Annotated in this window: 14 protein-coding genes; 7 read left to right on the top strand and 7 right to left on the bottom strand. The window is 69.7% G+C overall.

Going from position 1 to position 15,643, the window contains the following annotated elements:
* Positions 1 to 161: 161 nt before the first annotated feature.
* From ACH41F_RS04825 to ACH41F_RS04815, 3 genes are all read right to left on the bottom strand, one after another.
* Positions 162 to 695: a hypothetical protein gene (locus tag ACH41F_RS04825; RefSeq protein ID WP_398833638.1), complete on the bottom strand. Its 534-nt coding sequence runs from the start codon at positions 693 to 695 to the stop codon at positions 162 to 164.
* A 149-nt stretch (positions 696 to 844) separates the two neighbouring features.
* Positions 845 to 1,390: a DUF1360 domain-containing protein gene (locus ACH41F_RS04820; protein ID WP_391237512.1), complete on the bottom strand. Its 546-nt coding sequence runs from the start codon at positions 1,388 to 1,390 to the stop codon at positions 845 to 847.
* Between the two features lie 106 nt (positions 1,391 to 1,496).
* Entirely contained in the window at positions 1,497 to 2,591 is a 1,095-nt protein-coding gene (locus ACH41F_RS04815) for a glutamate--cysteine ligase (protein WP_391237508.1), read from the bottom strand.
* A gap of 395 nt (positions 2,592 to 2,986) precedes the next feature.
* Between ACH41F_RS04815 and ACH41F_RS04810 the strand changes: the two genes are divergently transcribed.
* The 4 genes from ACH41F_RS04810 to ACH41F_RS04795 all read left to right on the top strand — a co-directional run bounded on the left by ACH41F_RS04810 (position 2,987) and on the right by ACH41F_RS04795 (position 7,220).
* Entirely contained in the window at positions 2,987 to 3,661 is a 675-nt protein-coding gene (locus ACH41F_RS04810; RefSeq protein WP_391237505.1) for a hemerythrin domain-containing protein, read from the top strand.
* A gap of 1,044 nt (positions 3,662 to 4,705) precedes the next feature.
* The gene (locus tag ACH41F_RS04805; protein ID WP_391237502.1) at positions 4,706 to 5,173 is read left to right on the top strand and encodes a hypothetical protein; all 468 of its coding nucleotides are present in this window, start codon (positions 4,706 to 4,708) and stop codon (positions 5,171 to 5,173) included.
* 400 nt (positions 5,174 to 5,573) lie between these two features.
* Positions 5,574 to 6,584 carry a helix-turn-helix domain-containing protein gene (locus ACH41F_RS04800; protein ID WP_398832986.1) on the top strand — a complete coding sequence of 337 codons (1,011 nt, stop codon included), beginning with the start codon at positions 5,574 to 5,576 and terminating at the stop codon, positions 6,582 to 6,584.
* A 216-nt stretch (positions 6,585 to 6,800) separates the two neighbouring features.
* Positions 6,801 to 7,220, top strand: coding sequence for a hypothetical protein (locus tag ACH41F_RS04795; protein WP_391237497.1), 420 nt, complete (start codon positions 6,801 to 6,803; stop codon positions 7,218 to 7,220).
* Positions 7,221 to 7,432: 212 nt separating this feature from the next.
* On the opposite strand, the gene ACH41F_RS04790 is transcribed toward ACH41F_RS04795, so the two are convergent.
* Together ACH41F_RS04790 and ACH41F_RS04785 are read right to left on the bottom strand one after the other, a co-directional pair.
* The gene (locus tag ACH41F_RS04790) at positions 7,433 to 9,175 is read right to left on the bottom strand and encodes an endo-1,4-beta-xylanase (RefSeq protein ID WP_398832983.1); all 1,743 of its coding nucleotides are present in this window, start codon (positions 9,173 to 9,175) and stop codon (positions 7,433 to 7,435) included.
* A gap of 117 nt (positions 9,176 to 9,292) precedes the next feature.
* A complete protein-coding gene (locus tag ACH41F_RS04785; RefSeq protein ID WP_398832981.1) occupies positions 9,293 to 9,769 on the bottom strand; it encodes a hypothetical protein in 477 nt (158 codons plus the stop codon).
* A gap of 519 nt (positions 9,770 to 10,288) precedes the next feature.
* On the opposite strand from ACH41F_RS04785, the gene ACH41F_RS04780 reads away from it, so the two are divergent.
* The 3 genes from ACH41F_RS04780 (at position 10,289) to ACH41F_RS04770 (ending at position 12,941) form a co-directional block, all read left to right on the top strand.
* A complete protein-coding gene (locus tag ACH41F_RS04780) occupies positions 10,289 to 10,534 on the top strand; it encodes a hypothetical protein (protein WP_391237489.1) in 246 nt (81 codons plus the stop codon).
* A gap of 641 nt (positions 10,535 to 11,175) precedes the next feature.
* On the top strand, positions 11,176 to 11,835 hold the full coding sequence (locus ACH41F_RS04775) for a response regulator (protein WP_391237749.1): 660 nt from the start codon (positions 11,176 to 11,178) through the stop codon (positions 11,833 to 11,835).
* A complete protein-coding gene (locus tag ACH41F_RS04770) occupies positions 11,832 to 12,941 on the top strand; it encodes a histidine kinase (protein WP_391237486.1) in 1,110 nt (369 codons plus the stop codon). The genes ACH41F_RS04775 and ACH41F_RS04770 overlap by 4 nt, the downstream gene beginning before the upstream one ends.
* A gap of 585 nt (positions 12,942 to 13,526) precedes the next feature.
* Here the strand turns inward: ACH41F_RS04770 and ACH41F_RS04765 are convergent.
* Together ACH41F_RS04765 and ACH41F_RS04760 are read right to left on the bottom strand one after the other, a co-directional pair.
* Complete coding sequence (locus tag ACH41F_RS04765) at positions 13,527 to 15,314, bottom strand: ABC transporter ATP-binding protein (RefSeq protein WP_398832976.1); 1,788 nt, start codon at positions 15,312 to 15,314, stop codon at positions 13,527 to 13,529.
* Positions 15,315 to 15,359: 45 nt separating this feature from the next.
* Positions 15,360 to 15,575: a hypothetical protein gene (locus tag ACH41F_RS04760; RefSeq protein WP_398832975.1), complete on the bottom strand. Its 216-nt coding sequence runs from the start codon at positions 15,573 to 15,575 to the stop codon at positions 15,360 to 15,362.
* Positions 15,576 to 15,643 lie beyond the last annotated feature (68 nt).

Here is a 15,643-nt window from a genome sequence, read left to right as displayed (position 1 = left end):
GCGCGTGCACATGGATGAGCCCCATGCGCGTGCCCGAGCATGAGATCTCCCGCTGGGAGACGCGCCGAGCGGGGCCGTCCGCATCGAAGTCGATGACGTCGTCCGTTCGGATCACGAGAGGGGCGGTACCACCTGCCCCTGCCTCCCGAACGTTCGGGTTTTCACCGGCTGTAGGCGTCTCCGCGGGGAAGGGGTCCCACGCCGGCGCGGCGGCCGGGGCGAAGGGCGGCATGGCGTTGTCCGGGGCCGGGGCCGCCGCGAGCGGCGAGCGCGTCGGCCACGGCGCCGGTGACGAAGGCGTATACGGCCTTGTGCAGGACGTCCACGACGAGTTCCCCGCGCGGCCAGGTGGAGGGCGGGGCACCGACGCCGGTCGCGTTCTCCAGGATCTGGTCGTTGGTGAGACGGACGACGGTGAACTTGGCGGAGGCGAGCGGGCCCCGCAGGCCGGCCTGGGCCATCACCGAGCGCAGCACCCCGAGCAGGGCGGCCTGACCGTAGTGCATGGCCCAGTTGACCGGCAGCGGCTGGGTGCCGGGACGCTCGGGCAGTCCGGTCAGTCGCTGCAGCACCCGCGCGGGCACATGGGAGTCCGGCCGACCGGTGACTGCCTGCTCGACCTTCTCGCCGAGCGTCATCACGACTCCGCCGGCGGTACCGGCGACCAGGCCCTGCCACAGCGCGCGTGTGATCATCATGCCGGATGAGTACCCGGCGCCGACGCCTTCACCCGCCCGCCTGGCCCCCCCTCCGGCCGGCGCGGCCCGCCGACCGGGGGGTCGCGTGGTCGAGAGGTCCTCTGGGCCGACTGTCCGGCAGTCTCGCGGTTCCGCTCGGAGTCGGGTCACTCGTCGCCAGTGGTCTTCTCCACCAGCGCGCTGTACGCCAGCTGCAGTGAATCCGACACGGCCAGGGCGGCCAGCGCGCCCATCGCGGTGCGGGTCGCCCGCGGCCAGAGCAGCTGACCCGCGGTCAGGGTCGAGGCCACCCAGACGCTCACGCAGAACGGGCAGGTCACCAGCTCGCCCGCAGTGTTCTTACCGGCCTCGGACCGCGCCTCCTCGTGGAGTTCGGCCGGCCCCTGCGGGCCCACGTACTCCGTGAAGGGGGCCCGCAGCGGACTGGTCACCGATGCCTTGCTCAGCAGTCGGCTCAGACGGAACACGGCAACCGAGGTGAGCATTACGTCCCACGGTTCGGGGCGCTCGGGCAGCGGGCGCCCACGGAGCCGTACGGCCGTTGCCCAGGCCGTCGTGTAGGCCCCGAAGCCGGCCATGGCGGCGAGGTAGCCGCCCAGTGGCCGTTCCGCCCGCGCTGAGTACTCCTCGGCGGTGCGTCGCAGTATGCCGTGCAGTCGTTTGGCGAAACGGCTGTCAGTTGCTGTACCCATGTGCCCTGTCCGCTCCTGTCCCGTTCCGCTCCAGGCCTGCTTCCCCGTCGTTCGCGGCCCGCGCGGCCGGGTCCCCACCTGGTCAGCGGGCAAACGGAGGGGCGGGTCACGGTGTGCCGCCTTCACTGATGATCAGGTCGATGGCCGCTCCCAGACCGCCCTCGGCGAGGGCGGCGCGCTGCCGGTCCGCCCCGGTGCCGTCCTGGAGGAGCCGGTGGATCAGGCTGGTGACCTCCCGGCTGTCGCCGGATGCCTCCAGGGCCGGGGCTACGTGGCGCAGCAGCTGGCACAGGACGTCGCCGGCGCGGTGCCGCGTGCCGCCCGGATCGATCAGGGTGTCGCTCAGACCGTGCCGGGCGGCGTGCCACATGGCGGCCTGCAGCAGTTCCGGCGCGCACTCCGGCGCGGGAGCTCCGGCGGTGGCTTCGCCCAGGGCGGTCTCCGCCAGGGCCCGGACGAGTCCGGCGAACATGACGGCGTCGTCCACGCGCAGCTGCACGTCCAGGCAGCGCACCTCGATGGTGGGGTACCGCTCCGACAGCCGGGCCTGCCAGTACAGCTGGCCGGTGTCCGAGATCAGACCACTCTCCAGCAGTTGCTGCACGCGCCGGTCGTAGTCGGCCTCGTCCTGGAAGAGCGGCGGCGGGCCGCTGACCGGCCAGCGGCTGAAGATCACGGTGCGCCAGCTGCCGAAGCCGGTGTCGTGGCCGTCCCACAGCGGAGAGTTCGCCGACATCGCCGTCAGGGTCGGCAGCCACACCCGCAGCCGGTTCAGGACCTGCACGCCCGCTTCCCGGCTCGGTACGGCAACGTGCACGTGCATGCCGTTGACCAGCTGCTCCGCCACCAGCTGCGGAGCCTGCGTGCGCATGGCCCGGTACCGGGCCTCGTCGGTGACGGCCACCGGACGCCGGTCACGCACCGGCGGTGTCCCGCAGGCCGCGATCCGGCAGCCGTGCGCCTCGGCGGCCGCCACGACGGCGTGCCGCAACCGCAACAGGTGACCGCCGACCTCCTCCAGGGTGCCGCACACCGGACTGGCCACCTCTACCTGCGCCTGCAGCAGCTCGGACTGCACCTTCTGGTCGTCCAGGAGATGTGCCATGCCGGTCGCCATGCGCACCTTCTCCGCCAACGGCACAGGGAGGCCCGTGACAGGGTCAATCAGCAGGTATTCCTCTTCGACGCCGATCGTCGTCATCACTCGTCCTCTGTTCCGCTCGCTGCAGTGCACGGCTCACGACGCATCTGGCTGACACCCCTCGCGGCGGTGATCACCTCGGCAGGAGGCACCCGTTGTGGGGCTCCCCGAGTGCCGCGACCGCCTCATCACAAACCCGTCACAGCCGAGGAAGCGCTGTGTACGCGAGGTGAGCGGCAGCAGGCCGTCGTTCTCCGTGATCATGCCCGTGTCCTGCGCGGACGCGGGAAAGCATCACGCGTGCCGGCTGTGCGGTGGGCCGGGCCGCGTGGGGGTACTCGCCTCCGTCCCGGGACCCTCGTGTGGCGGGCAAGGGGTCTGGGGGCGATCTCGTCCCCGGATCTCGTCGCCGGTCCGCAGGACGTCGCGGGAAGTTCTCAGGAAGGGAGCGGTTCATGCCCCGGACCATCGCAGAAGAGACCGTCGAGCAATTGGGTGGCCGGGACAGCGTCCTGGCGCGGCAACGCCGCGATCACGCCGAGATGGACCGCCTGATGAACGCCTACGACATCGCGGACGGGGGCGAGGAGCGTGAGCGGCTGCTGAAGGACCTCGTCCAGCTCGTCTTCAGTCACGCCTTCGCCGAGGAGACCGTGCTGTGGCCGGCCGTACGGCGCTCCGTCGTGGACGGGGAGGAGCTGACCTCCCGTGTCGAGGGGGAGCACCAGCAGATCAACGACCTCGTCGCCGACATCGAGCACGCGCCCGGACAGCCGGAGCGTGAACGGAAGGTGCAGCAGGTATTCGCCCTGATCCGAGAGGACATCAGGGACGAGGAGGATCTATTGCTGCCCCGCCTCCAGGAGTCCGTCGACACCGCTCAGCTGCGCCGGCTGGGCACGCTCTGGGAGACGGTCCGTCTGAGCGCACCCACCCATCCCCACCCGGTCATCCCCCGGCGCCCGCCCGGCAACGCGGTGCTGGGCGTCCCCTTGAGCGTGTACGACCGGACACGGGACGCCTTCGGCCCCGGGCGTTCCACGGCCACCGCCAAGAAGCTGGTCGGCGGACTGGTCGGCCTGCTGGTCTCCGCGGCCACGGCCGCCGCGCTGCGAGGCAGGCGGCACTGAGTCGGAGGGAGCGGCCGGGGAGAGGCGGAGGTCCGCGCTGGGAGAGAGCCGACCCGCGAGCGAGGGGCGCGCGGCTGAGGGGGCGGCGCGGGAGCGGCGGGCCTCCTCCCCGCGGCACTTGAGGTGCAAGGCGGGCGCGCGCTCCGGGCGGAGAGCCGGCAGCGCGACCAGGCGTGGCCGCCATGGACGACGGGCTCCAGCGGCTCCGCCGCGAGCTGAGCACGCTGAGCTGCACATCCGTGGCTCCCGCCCCGAAAACAGCAGCGGTACGTCATGCCCATGTGCTCCCAGTTCCCTGTGCCCATGGTGGTTCAGTCCCATATGTGCACTGTGCACGAACTGGAGAGTCACGGTGCACATATGGGTGCTTGCGGATCGCGGGTTGCGCCTACGGTCGTCAACGAGCGATCAACCGCCGGGCGGAGGAAGCCGGCGGCGCATGGACATCTCGTCGACACCTGGGAGATCTGCATGATCAAAGGTCGTATCGCAAAGGCAATGGCCTCAACGGCGCTCGTCCTGGGCGGAGCGATGACGCTCGCACCGAGCGCGGTGGCGGACAGTGGCTCGTCGGTGACCGCCCTCCCCGCGTCCAGCGACTCCGCACTGGCCTCATGTTGGGGCCAACGGGTGACGGGCAGTGCGGGCCATCAGGGGAACAAAGTCTGGTGCGACTCGGGACGGTACCGCGAAGTGATCAGGTGCCAGACCCTGGGCGGCTACCAGTACACGCACTACGGCCCCTGGGTATGGGCGAGCGCGGAGAGCGTCGCATGGTGCAACCTCGGCGACAGGATCATCGGAGACCACGCGGAGTGGGGGGCCTGAGGCTCCTTCTGCGGACGCCTGATCGGTACGCATCGACCCATGCAGCGGAGTTGAACCAGAGATTGTCCGTATCCGGTGCTCGGTCGGTGCGTCTGCCGGACCTTGAGCCATGCGGTCACGCGATGACTCAGTACTACAGCGGCCACCTCGGGCGCCGCACCCAGCACGTCCGCGCCCCTTTGCCCAATCCACGGGATTGACCAGGAGGAGACACCTGTGAGAAGCATCGCCAAGTCAACTGCCGCATCGTTCGCCGCCATCGCCGCAGCCCTCGTCACGAGTCTGGGCGTTACGGCTGCGCCGGCCACCGCAGCATCGACTGGGGCGCAGTACGACACGGCCTGCAACGTCACGTATTCCTACATAGAGGCCGGGGCCCACCACGGTGCCGGTGAGGTGAACTACTGCCGTCTGTGGGGCGGCAGCATCGGAGTGCGCTCAGCGCCTGGGTCCAGCACGCTTGTCGGCACCGTCAACAGCGCCAACAGCAACTGGTTCCGCGGGGATACGCTCGCGTCCAGGTTCTGTTCCGGCGCCTACTGCAACAACGCCTGGGCCTTCACCGAGGCTGACAATGGCGCCTGGGGCTGGGTGCCGGAAGTGTACTTCTCCAGTTCCAACACCACCTGGGACCCCAACCTGCGTTCCTGCGACGGCAATCCGGGCCTTTGCGCACCCTTCTAGATTTTGGCTGATGCGACGGGGTTCCAGCGCGGGGACCGACAGAGCTGCGGCGTCTTCGCGCCGCAGCTTTTCCGCGCTGGCAGTCGTCGTCCGAGCTGACCTCCCCGCTGAGATCGGGGCCGAGGCTGTCCAGTAGGTACTGCGCGGCTGGCGCCAGCGTGTCCCATGCCGTTGCCTGTCGGCGACCCACACGCATGGCTGTCGAGTTCGCCGGGGCGCCGCCGGCCCCGAGCCCTCAAGTGGTGGAGGGCAGGTCGTTCGTCAGGAGGGCAGTACTGTAAGGGTGTTGGGGAGTCGATCTGGACGTCCGAGGGGGAGGGTTCGTGTTCTCCGTCATTGTCGACTTCGACGAGCGGGAAGCCCGGCTCGTCGTTGCGGGCCGTTCAGGGCCGGCCCCGGCATGATCGGAACGGTCTTCCGGAGCGACGATGTCCCCAAGGAGCACCGGTTTGAGTACTGGTGCGAGTTGATGCATCAGGCGATTGCTCCCAGCCATATGAGCAGCGACTTTGCCGACGATTTCTGGGCGCGGCAGCGGCTGTTGGAGCTGGGGTCGGTGCTGGCGTGGCCGACGTCGTATCTGCCGACGGAGTTTCGCCGTACCGAGAAGTTGGTGCGGCAGTCCGATCCCGAGATGTACCACGTGTCGCTGGTGCTCGGCGGCGGGCTGGGTTTCGAGCATGCGGGGCGAGCCGAAGCGTATGGCCCCAGCGACCTGTGGGTGAGCGACACGTCGCGGCCGTACGAGGTGCACGTGCCGGCTGGCCCGGGCCGTCAGGTGCTCACAGGGGTGGGCGTGGACTTCCCCAAGGCGCTGTTGCCGCTGCCGCCGGCCCGCGTCCGACAGTTGCTGGGGCGGCGGTTGTCGGGGCGCGAGGGGGTGGGGGCCCTGCTGACGGGGTTCCTCACCGGACTGGAGCGGCAGGCCGACACCCTCCAGCCATCCGATGCACCCCGCCTCGGCGCTGTTCTGATCGACCTGTTGTCCGCCTGGTTCGCCCAGGTGCTGGAGGCGGAGGAGGCGCTGGCGCCGGAGACCCGCCGGCGGGCTCTGGCGTCGCGCGTCCGGGCGTTCATCCGCCAGAACCTGCACGATCCGGAGCTGGCCCCGCCCGTGATAGCGGCCGCGCACCACATCTCCCTGAGCTATCTGCACCGGATCTTCCAGGAGGAGACCCCCGGCGAGACGGTCGCGGCGTGGATCCGCGCGCAGCGCCTTGAAGGCGCCCGCCGCGATCTGGCGGACCCCAACCTCGACTCCGCGCCTGTCCACACCATCGCCACCCGCTGGGGCCTGGTCCGGCCTTCCGACTTCACGCGCGCCTTCCGGAGCGCGTACGGGGTGTCCCCCACGGAGTACCGCCTACGGGTACAAGCGGAGGCCGCAGGGGAGTTGGGGGAGTCGGAGTAGTCGCGGTGATGGGCGAGCGGGCAGCGCGGCGCGGCAGGCGAACCCCTCGATGACATCCGGCGATTCCCTCGGTGTTGGCGTTGCGTCCACAGTGCGTTGGCACAGCGTCCTCAAGCCTCACCACCGGCTTGCTCTGGCCGTGCGCACGGCGAAAGGATCACCGAAAGGTGAATCGTCGGTGCCTCCGATGGGGCAAAAGGGCAACGGGAGAGAATCATGCGAGTCCTGCGAAAAGCCTCGATGGTGATTGCGATCGCGGCGACGGCGACCATGGGCTTCGCCACCCAGGCGCAAGCGTCAACGAACAGTGGCTGGGTATACACGAGCAATTCGAGTGGCGCAGCCTATTTTGATGCCGATTTGAACGGCTATCCGGGTGTGGAGAAGGTCACGGTCTGTGACAATACGTCCAACAATCGCGGCGTTCAGGTCATGCTCATAGGCAAGAGCGGTGACGGTTCGGAAACCTCGGTCGTCTACCAGTCCGACCCGTCCAACGACGGCCACTGCACGCCACTTCAGGGCAACTGGTTCCTGGAGGAGACACACGTCAGCGTGACCGTGTACGAGTACTGGACTGCCAACGACGGAACCTACGACTATGCCAACTATGGGTACGGGTCAGGTGTCGCCTGACGATAGGTAGTCCCCGGTAGGCGGGGGCGACGGGCAGGCGCCGCCCATCCGGGCGCTGCGAGCAGCGCTGCCAGTTGTCGGTGGCCGGTTACGCCGTCACCTTCGGTGCAGCGCTCGCCGCCGCCACGTTCGTGGTCGCCGGGCCGGGCGGTCACGGCCAGCGGCACTCCCCGGGTGCGGATCAGGCCGATCCGGCGGAGCAGTCCGCTTCCTCACGCCTCGTCAAAGGTCTCGAGCAGGCGCTCGTACGCCAGCTTCGGTCGCAGGGCCGCGTCCCAGGGCAGGGAATCGGCCGTGCGCGGAGGATAGATCTTGGTGTCGGCGGTGGAACCGTAGCGGTCGGTGAATCCCCATGTGGAGAACGATGTGCAGTTCGGCTCCTCCAGGCATACCCGCAGCTTGCCCGCCATCTCATCAGCCTGAGTCTGGCGCCCGTCCTCCTCGTCCTCACCTATGGGGACGTCCATCTCCGACACCCGCGCCTGGACCCCGAGCTCTGCCAGATCCCGCACATGGCTGCGGAAGGTCTCCGGGGCGGTGCGGTCGCCGGGTGCGTACTCATGGTTCTGGAAACCCACGCCGTCGATCGGTACGCCGCGTTCCTTGAGCCGCTTGACCAGATCGTAAAGGGCGTCCCATCGCTCGCCTTCCTCCTCGACCCCGTACTCGTTGAGGAACAGCCGTGCCTTCGGATCGGCCCGGTGGGCAGCCCTGAACGCCTCGTCGATGTACTCCTCGCCCATGGCCTCGAACCACGGGCTCTGCTCGGAGCGCAGACCGAGATCCCCGTTGGTGTAGCTCTCCTCGTCGTCGGACATGGGCTCGTTGACCACATCCCATTCCGCGACTTCTCCCTTGAAGTGCGCGGCGACCATGGCGATGTGCCGGAGCATGGTCCGGCGCACCTCCTCGGGGTCGTCGTTCTCCCGCATCCAGTTGGGCAGAGCCTCGTGCCAGACGAGGGTGTGCGCGTGCACCTTCATGTCGTTCGCGCGGGCGAAGCGTACGAGCAGGTCCGCGTCGCGGAAGTCGTAGACGTCCCGACGTGGGTGGAGGAACTGCGGCTTGAACGCGTTCTCCGGGGTGAGCATGGAGAACTGGCTCCCCGCGAGCGCCCGGTAGCGTGAGTCGGTGAGCAGCGGGTTCTCGGCCAGGGCGGTGCCGACGTCGAACGGCCGCCCCACGTCCGCGGCCCGCGCACGCAGCGAGTCGTCGGACCGCTCCTGGCGTAGTTGCGGCGCCTTGATCACGCGAAGCGAGTCACCGCTCTCTGCGCGCGCGGTCAGCTGCGTCAGACGCCATCCCTCGCGGCGCTCGTCTTCGCCCGGGTCCGCCTCCAGACCGAACCAGACCGTGCCCTCCGCGAACACCCCCGGGTCCTGCACGGTTCCCAGCCGCCGCCCGTCGGCATCTACGCGGAAGGTGTCACCGATGCTCGACACGGCGAGCGTCACTGTCCCGGAGCAGCCGCAGTCGAAATCCTTGGAGGTGGCCGGCTCATCACCTTCGCCGTCCCATATCTGTACCTTCACCTGTCCGTCCGCGGTCACGCCGACGCGGAGTGAGGGCCGCTCCTGTCGCCACTCGTCGTAGATGACCGGTACCCGTCCGTACAGCCGCAGCCATGAGTCGCCGCCATCGTCAGCCACACCGGACATGCGCGCGGTGACGGTGAAGTCGCCATCGGACCTGAGATGCGGGCCGGCCAGGTTCAGCGGGGGATTGGGCTGGCCGCCGGAGGAGTCCTGCTCCACGATGTGCCGATCCAATGCGCTGACCCGCAGGGCGTCATTCCGCGCGGTGGTGCCCGGCATCTGCGTCCAGTCGTGGTTCCGCAGCAGGTCTACGTCGTTTCCGCCGTCTGTGTCTTCGCCCTGCCCCGTACACCCGGCCGCCACCGCCATGACGAGCACCACGGCGGTCAGCCGCTGCCACGTTTCCCCGCCAAGGCCCACGGCCCCTCCCACTCTCTTGTTCGAGACGAGATCAACGTCTCGAAGCCGGGCCACAGTTCATCACGCATGACTTGTCATTCACCGGTCGGCGTTGAACGGGCGCTCCCCGCCGGTATGTCAGTCCCAGGCGTTGAAGAGGATTCCGCCCAACGAGGTGACGCCGTAGAAGCGGACCTCACGCCACTCGCCCTGGGCGAGCACCGAGGTGTCCAGGTCGGAGAGGGGTGTGGCGAGTCGTCCGCTGCTCAGGACCGTGAAGCCCGCGTCGGCGAAAGCGTTGGCCCACGGCGGCGGGGCGAGGAAGTCCTCTCCGTACCAGTCCCGCCGCTCCTTGACGAAGGCGACCCAGGGGTGGTGAGCGTGGCACAGGACAGTGCTCTCGCCCTCGCGTCCGACGACCGTTGCGGTGTGGAAGGTCCGGGGGTACACCCGTTCCTCCACTCCACCCACCTCGCCTCCAACTATGCGGGCAGCGGCATACAGGGCGGCACGGAACGCCGACAGGTCGGTCTCGGGAAGCGGGCCGTCCTTGGGCCAGTAGAAACCCGTCGCTCCCCGCGGCAGCGCGAAGCCATCGTTCCCTTCATTGACCATGCCGCTCATTCTCCCTGTAGCGCGGCATCGTCGGAGAGGGGAGTGGTGCTGCCGGCGCGCAGGTGGAGGAAGCACAGGGCGGAGGTGACAGAGGCGGGGCGTCGCGGCGGGCGTTGGAAGCTTCCCAGACGCGACGTAGGACTTCGAGGTCTGCGGCGCGGGCGATGATCGGCGACAGGACATCCCGTGGCTCATGACGCCGGAGCAACCGGCTGCATGCGCTACAATCGATCTTGAGCTGGTCGCCGTAACCCCGGTCGACTGTTCGCGCGTTGGTGGTCCAAGGAAAGACGCCCCGCTTCCTGCGGGGAAATGCAGGTGCAAGGCCTGCCCGGCGCTCTGATCCGAGCCTCATCCCGCTGTCATCGGGATGAGGCTCGCGGCATTTCGGAACTGTTCGGCGCGCTGCCAAAGTGGTCCGTCGACGGAAGGAAACCAGCTCTGACGCGGGGCCCTGTGTGCTCGGCCACGGGGGGGGCGCGAGGTTCAGTAAGTTCGTTTGGTTGAGGGTGGGGGCGTATGAGCGAGAGCCAGATCATGATCAAGCTCACGAGTGATCAGGCGTTGGTGCTGTCCGAGTGGCTGGAGAAGCTCCAGATGACGGACCTGAGTCGTGTCATCGACGATCCGGCCGTGTGGTCGCCGATCCATCGCATCGCGGGGACGCTGGACAAGGCGCTTCCGGAGCTGTTCGCGTCGGACTATGGCCAGCGGCTCGAGGCTGCTCGGCAGCGGCTTCGGGCGGAGAACGACTGGGCGAGCTGAGCTCCACAGCTGGTCACGAGGGTTGGCGGTGGGTAGAAGGTGCCGTCGCAGAGCATCGCGAGCGCACGCCCTCCAGGGGCGGCTGGGGGGGGGCGGCGGCTGTGGCTGGAGCGCATCTCGTACTACGACGTTGCCCGTATGGAGCCGCTGCTTCTGCTGTCCTGCTGCATCGTGATCGCCTGCCCCTCCGGCATACGCGACTCCGAGATCGAGCACCTTGAGCGCGGGTGGCTGAGCGTCCAGCAGGCACCGGACGGTCGCGTCTACCGGCACCCGGCTGGCCGACCTCGTCGTCAAGGGCGAAGACGGCCGAGTCGTGGGCCAGGTCCAGCCCGATCAGTCGGCCCGTCCCGGGCGCACAGGTCGAGGTCTCGCCACGCTCACGGTCAGGGGACGCGGCGTCCGCCGGGAACAGCCGGAGTCCGGGTGATGGACCATGACCCTCAGGCTCGATACCGGGCCGATCATGGACTATCCAGCGGCAGGCTGCCGAGTCCCTGCCGACTGGTGGGTGCTACCCCGCCGTATGGCTGGAGCTGCGGCCGGAGGGGCTACGGGGAGTCATCGGGGCTTTAGGGTCGAGATGGCAATGAGGCAGACGGCATGAACGAAGGTGAGGCGGAGCGCACGTGATCCGGGTAGTGGTGGTCGACGACGAGGCGCTGGTCCGCTCGGGGTTCGGCCTCATTCTGGGAGCGTCCGAGGACATCCAGGTCGTCGCGACCGCGAGCGGCGGCGAGGCCGTCGAGACGGTCCGCCGGGAACAGCCGGACGTGGTGCTGCTGGACATCCGGATGCCGGACGTCGACGGGCTCACCGTACTGCGCGAACTGCGGAAGGCGCCGGACGCCCCGGTCGTGGCGATGCTGACCACGTTCGACGCCGACGAGTACATCCTGACCGCACTGCACTCCGGCGCGGCCGGTTTCCTGCTGAAGGACACCGAGCCGGAGCAACTCGCCCATCTGGTGCGCACGCTGGCCGCCGGCGGTGTGGTGCTCTCTCCCAAGGCCTCGCAGACTCTGCTGCAGAGCCACCCCGGCACCGAGGCCACCGTCGACGAAGACGCCGCCCGGGTCCGGCTGCTCACCGCACGTGAACGCGATGTCCTCGTCCTGGTGGCGGAGGGACTGTCGAACGCCGACATCGGAGCACGCATCCACCTGGGTGCCGGCACGGTGAAGGACCACGTCAGCGCCATCCTGACGAAGCTCCGAGTGACCAGCCGGGTGCAGGCCGCGCTGCTGGCGCAGCGGGCCGGACTGCTCGACGAGCGCCCAGGGCCAAGGGCGCGACGATGAACCGCGCCCCCGCGCTGTGGAAGCGGGTGCCCGCGCCGGTCATCGACATCGTGCTGGTGGCGGTGGCGGCCGTGGATGCATGGCTGAACATGTGGGAGCACACGCGCCTCGGTGTCGCGCTGGCCGTGATCGGCTGCGCCGCGTTGGCCTTCCGGCGCCGATTTCCGCTCGGCGTGTTCCTGCTGACCCTGCCCGTCGCGCTGATGCAGGATGTCGCCGTCGCTGTGCTCGCGGCGCTGTTCACCCTGGCCGAACGCTCCCGCAACCGCCGTCTCCTGGCGGGGTGTGTCGCCCTGGCCGCCGTCGCGAGCAGTACTCCGTGGCCCCTGGCCGAGGTCGACCGGACCATGACACTGGTCTTCTTCGTGTACGGCCTGGCGACCGCCGCTGCCCCGGTCCTCTTCGGCCAGCTGCTCCAGGCGCGACGGGACCTGGCGCGGCGGCTGGCCGAGATCGAGGAGGCCAGGGAGCACGAGCGGGCCCTGCACGCGCAGGCCGTGCTCGCCCGCGAACGCGCCCAACTGGCCCGCGAGATGCACGACGTCGTCTCCCACCAGGTCAGCCTGATCGCCGTACAGGCTGGGGCACTTCAGGTCGCCACCAAGGACGCGGACGCCAAGGAAGCCGCCCGCACGATCCGTTCGCTGAGCGTCACCACGCTCGACGAACTGCGCACCATGGTCACGCTGCTGCGCGCCTCCGGCGGCAACGCCACCGAGCTGACACCTCAGCCGACCCTGGCCGACCTGCGCAAACTCGTGGAATCCAGCGGCACTCACGCGCAGTTGACGGGCGAACTGCCGCCCACCGTGAGCACACCGGCCCAACGGGCCCTCTACCGCACGGTTCAGGAAGCGCTGACGAACGTCCGCAAGCACGCCCCCGGCGCCAGAGCGCGCGTCGAGCTGTGGCAGGACGGCGAGGGCATCGGAGTGACCGTCACCAACGCCCCGCCCACCCGGCCTTCGCTGTCCCTGCCCGGTTCGCAGCAGGGCTTGGTCGGTCTGCGGGAACGAGCCGACATCCTGCGCGGGACCCTGGAGGCGGGCCCGACCGCGGAGGGCGGCTACCGGGTGCGGCTGCGCATTCCCCTCAGCGCGGACTGACCGAGCAGGCGGATGGGCAGCACAGCCGCCGCCAGGCCGCCGAGCACGGCGCTCCGGCTCATGCTGAGCCGTGGTGGTGACTGGACGAGCCCATCGGTCACGTCCAGACCTCATGCCGTGAACCGCAGTTCCGCTCGTCTGCCGCCCGGCGGCGGGATGTGTCCTGCCAGAGCGGTGTGAGTCCTCGGCTCCTCGGCTGATCCGCGTGGATCTCGTACGCTCGCCGACGCCCCGGCCCGGCGTCAGCGCCTGACGGAGGCCGGACAGGGGCCGATACGGGGCCGACGACATCGGCCCCGCCCCTCATCAGCGGCATCCGCGACATCGCCATGTGACTTCAGCAGGGTGCTGATCAGGGCGACGGCTACTCTCACAAGCGCGGCGACAGCCGATCCTGACGGCTCGTCCCTACGTCCGCCCCGCGAGCAGGCCTTAACCCAGCAGCAGGGTGGTGTTGAGCGACGGCGACGTACTCGATGCCTGCCGAGCGCCACCGGTTAAGGCCGTGCGCGTGGGCCCCGATGCCTGGGGCTGTCCGGCCGGGACCGCGGCAGTGGAGGAGCGGACAACGCTGCGAGTGGTGCGTTATCGCGCGGGGGCCAGGAACTGGGTGGCCGCCAGTCGCGCGTACAGCGGGTCCCGGGCCACCAGTTCCTCATGGGTGCCCACGGCCCGGACCCGTCCGCCGTCCATGACGACGATCCGGTCGGCGCCCGTCACCGTCGACAGACGGTGGGCCGCCACCAGCACGGTGGTCTCGCGAGCCACCTCCGCGACGACGTCCCGCAGCGCCAGCTCGTTGACGGCATCGAGCTGCGAGGTCGCCTCGTCCAGCAACAGCAGGCGTGGCCTGCGCAACAGGGCGCGGGCGATGGCGACGCGCTGCCGTTCACCGCCGGACAGCTTCGAGCCGCGGTGTCCGACGGGGGTGTCCAGGCCGTGGGGCAGGCGCTCGACGAGGGTGTCGAGCTTCGTGCGGGCCAGGACGTCGCGGATGGCGTCGTCCGTCGCGCCGGGCGCGGCGAAGACGAGGTTCTCGCGGAGTGTGCCGGCCAGCACCGGGGCGTCCTGCTCCACGTACCCGATGGCGGACCGTAGCTCGGACAGGGACCAGTCCCGGACGTCCTGGCCGTCGATCAGGACGCGGCCGCCGGTGGTCTCGTGGAACCGCTCGAGGAGTGCGAACACCGTCGACTTGCCCGCGCCGGAGGGGCCGACGAAGGCCGTCATCCCGGTGCCCGGTACCTCGAAGCTGACCTGTTGATGGACGTACGGTTGGCCCGGGCGGTAGCGGAAGCACACGTCCTCGAAGCGGATCGACGCCGGACCCGGGTCCGGTGCCCCCTGCCCGGGGAGGGCCTCGGTCCGGCGGCCGGCCGGCTCCGTCGCCAGGCGTTCCACCTGCGCGATGCGGGACAGCGCGGCCGCCCCCTCCTGATACGAGGACCCGGCTTCGATCAGCGTGGACACCGGCTCGATCAGGTAGAAGAGGTACAGCAGGAAGGCGACGAGGGTGGACACGGGGATATCCCCGGACGCCACCCGCGCCCCGCCTACCGCGAGCACTGCGAGGAAGGCCAGCTGGACGGCGAGTTCGTCGGCCGAGCCCGCCACGGCCTCCCACTTCGCGCTCTTCACGCCGTGCCGCCACGCCCGCCGCGCCGCCGCCTCCACCCGGACGGTCTCCCGCTCCTCGGCACCGGACGCCTTCACCGTGCGAAACGCCCCCAGAGCCCGCTCCAGCGCGACGGAGATTTCCCCGACCGCCGCCTGCACCCGTTCCGTGGCCTGCGCGATCTTCGGCATCACCAGCCCGACGGCCCCGCCGACCAGCACGACCACCAGGAGCGTCACACCCAGCAGTACGACGTCCAGGTACGCCATCATCACGATGGCCGCCACGAAGGCCACCGCGCCGGTGGCGGCGGAGACGATCACCTGGGTGCTGACCGCCCGCAGCAGCGTGGTGTCCGAGGTGACCCGGGACATCAGGTCGCCCGGCGGGATCCGCTCGAACTCCGCGATCCGCAGCCGCAGCAACCGCCCCACCAGGGTGCGCCGCGCGGCCAGGACCACGGACTCCGCCGTCCGCTCCAGCACATACGCGCCGACCGCCTCGACCGCCGTACCCACCAGCACCAGCACGGTGAGCCCGATCAGGATCCCGGTGATGGTCTCCCCGGCGGCGAGCCGGTCCACCAGCGCCTTCGTGGCCAGCGGCTGCAGCAGCCCCCCTGCGGCCCCGGCCAGGGCGCACAGCAGACCGAGGGCGACGGCCCACCGGTGCGGTCGGACGTACGAGCCCAGTGCCTTGAGTGTCTGTCGGGCGGACGGGGACGTCTCATCCGTCGTCGGGGCGGATGCGGTGTTCACGGAATGTCCTTCTTCACGTGTGACGGGGTGTGAGCATGTGCCGGGTCAGTGGACGAGTCCGGCGGTGTGCACGGCGAGGTGGTGCACCAATGCTTCGGTCACCTCCGGGCGGACGACGCACAGGACGAAGGCGCCCGCCGCCAACGCCATACCGAGGAACTCCAGAAACGCGCCCCTGCCAGGGACGGCGTCACGGCCCGGTACGGTCGCCGGTGTTTCGCGCAAACCGTCGCGCTCGTCGTGTCGCACTCGTTGTGTCATGCCTCCAGCCTGGAAGCCCGCCCACCCCGTTCCCATCCGGCACCTGTCGGGACCACCCCCGCCGAGTG

Source organism: Streptomyces sp. NPDC020489 (assembly GCF_044386545.1).
In the GTDB taxonomy this organism is placed as follows: domain Bacteria; phylum Actinomycetota; class Actinomycetes; order Streptomycetales; family Streptomycetaceae; genus Streptomyces.
The sequence above is the reverse complement of the archived record's forward strand: the minus strand, read 5'-3'. Positions and strand labels throughout refer to the sequence as shown.

Bases quoted from the DNA above. Each gene is read 5' to 3' on its own strand.
- ACH41F_RS04825 (WP_398833638.1), bottom strand. From the start codon at position 695: ATGATCACACGCGCGCTGTGGCAGGGCCTGGTCGCCGGTACCGCCGGC.
- ACH41F_RS04820 (WP_391237512.1), bottom strand. From the start codon at position 1,390: ATGGGTACAGCAACTGACAGCCGTTTCGCCAAACGACTGCACGGCATA.
- ACH41F_RS04815 (WP_391237508.1), bottom strand. From the start codon at position 2,591: ATGACGACGATCGGCGTCGAAGAGGAATACCTGCTGATTGACCCTGTC.
- ACH41F_RS04810 (WP_391237505.1), top strand. From the start codon at position 2,987: ATGCCCCGGACCATCGCAGAAGAGACCGTCGAGCAATTGGGTGGCCGG.
- ACH41F_RS04800 (WP_398832986.1), top strand. From the start codon at position 5,574: ATGATCGGAACGGTCTTCCGGAGCGACGATGTCCCCAAGGAGCACCGG.
- ACH41F_RS04795 (WP_391237497.1), top strand. From the start codon at position 6,801: ATGCGAGTCCTGCGAAAAGCCTCGATGGTGATTGCGATCGCGGCGACG.
- ACH41F_RS04785 (WP_398832981.1), bottom strand. From the start codon at position 9,769: ATGGTCAATGAAGGGAACGATGGCTTCGCGCTGCCGCGGGGAGCGACG.
- ACH41F_RS04780 (WP_391237489.1), top strand. From the start codon at position 10,289: ATGAGCGAGAGCCAGATCATGATCAAGCTCACGAGTGATCAGGCGTTG.
- ACH41F_RS04770 (WP_391237486.1), top strand. From the start codon at position 11,832: ATGAACCGCGCCCCCGCGCTGTGGAAGCGGGTGCCCGCGCCGGTCATC.
- ACH41F_RS04760 (WP_398832975.1), bottom strand. From the start codon at position 15,575: ATGACACAACGAGTGCGACACGACGAGCGCGACGGTTTGCGCGAAACA.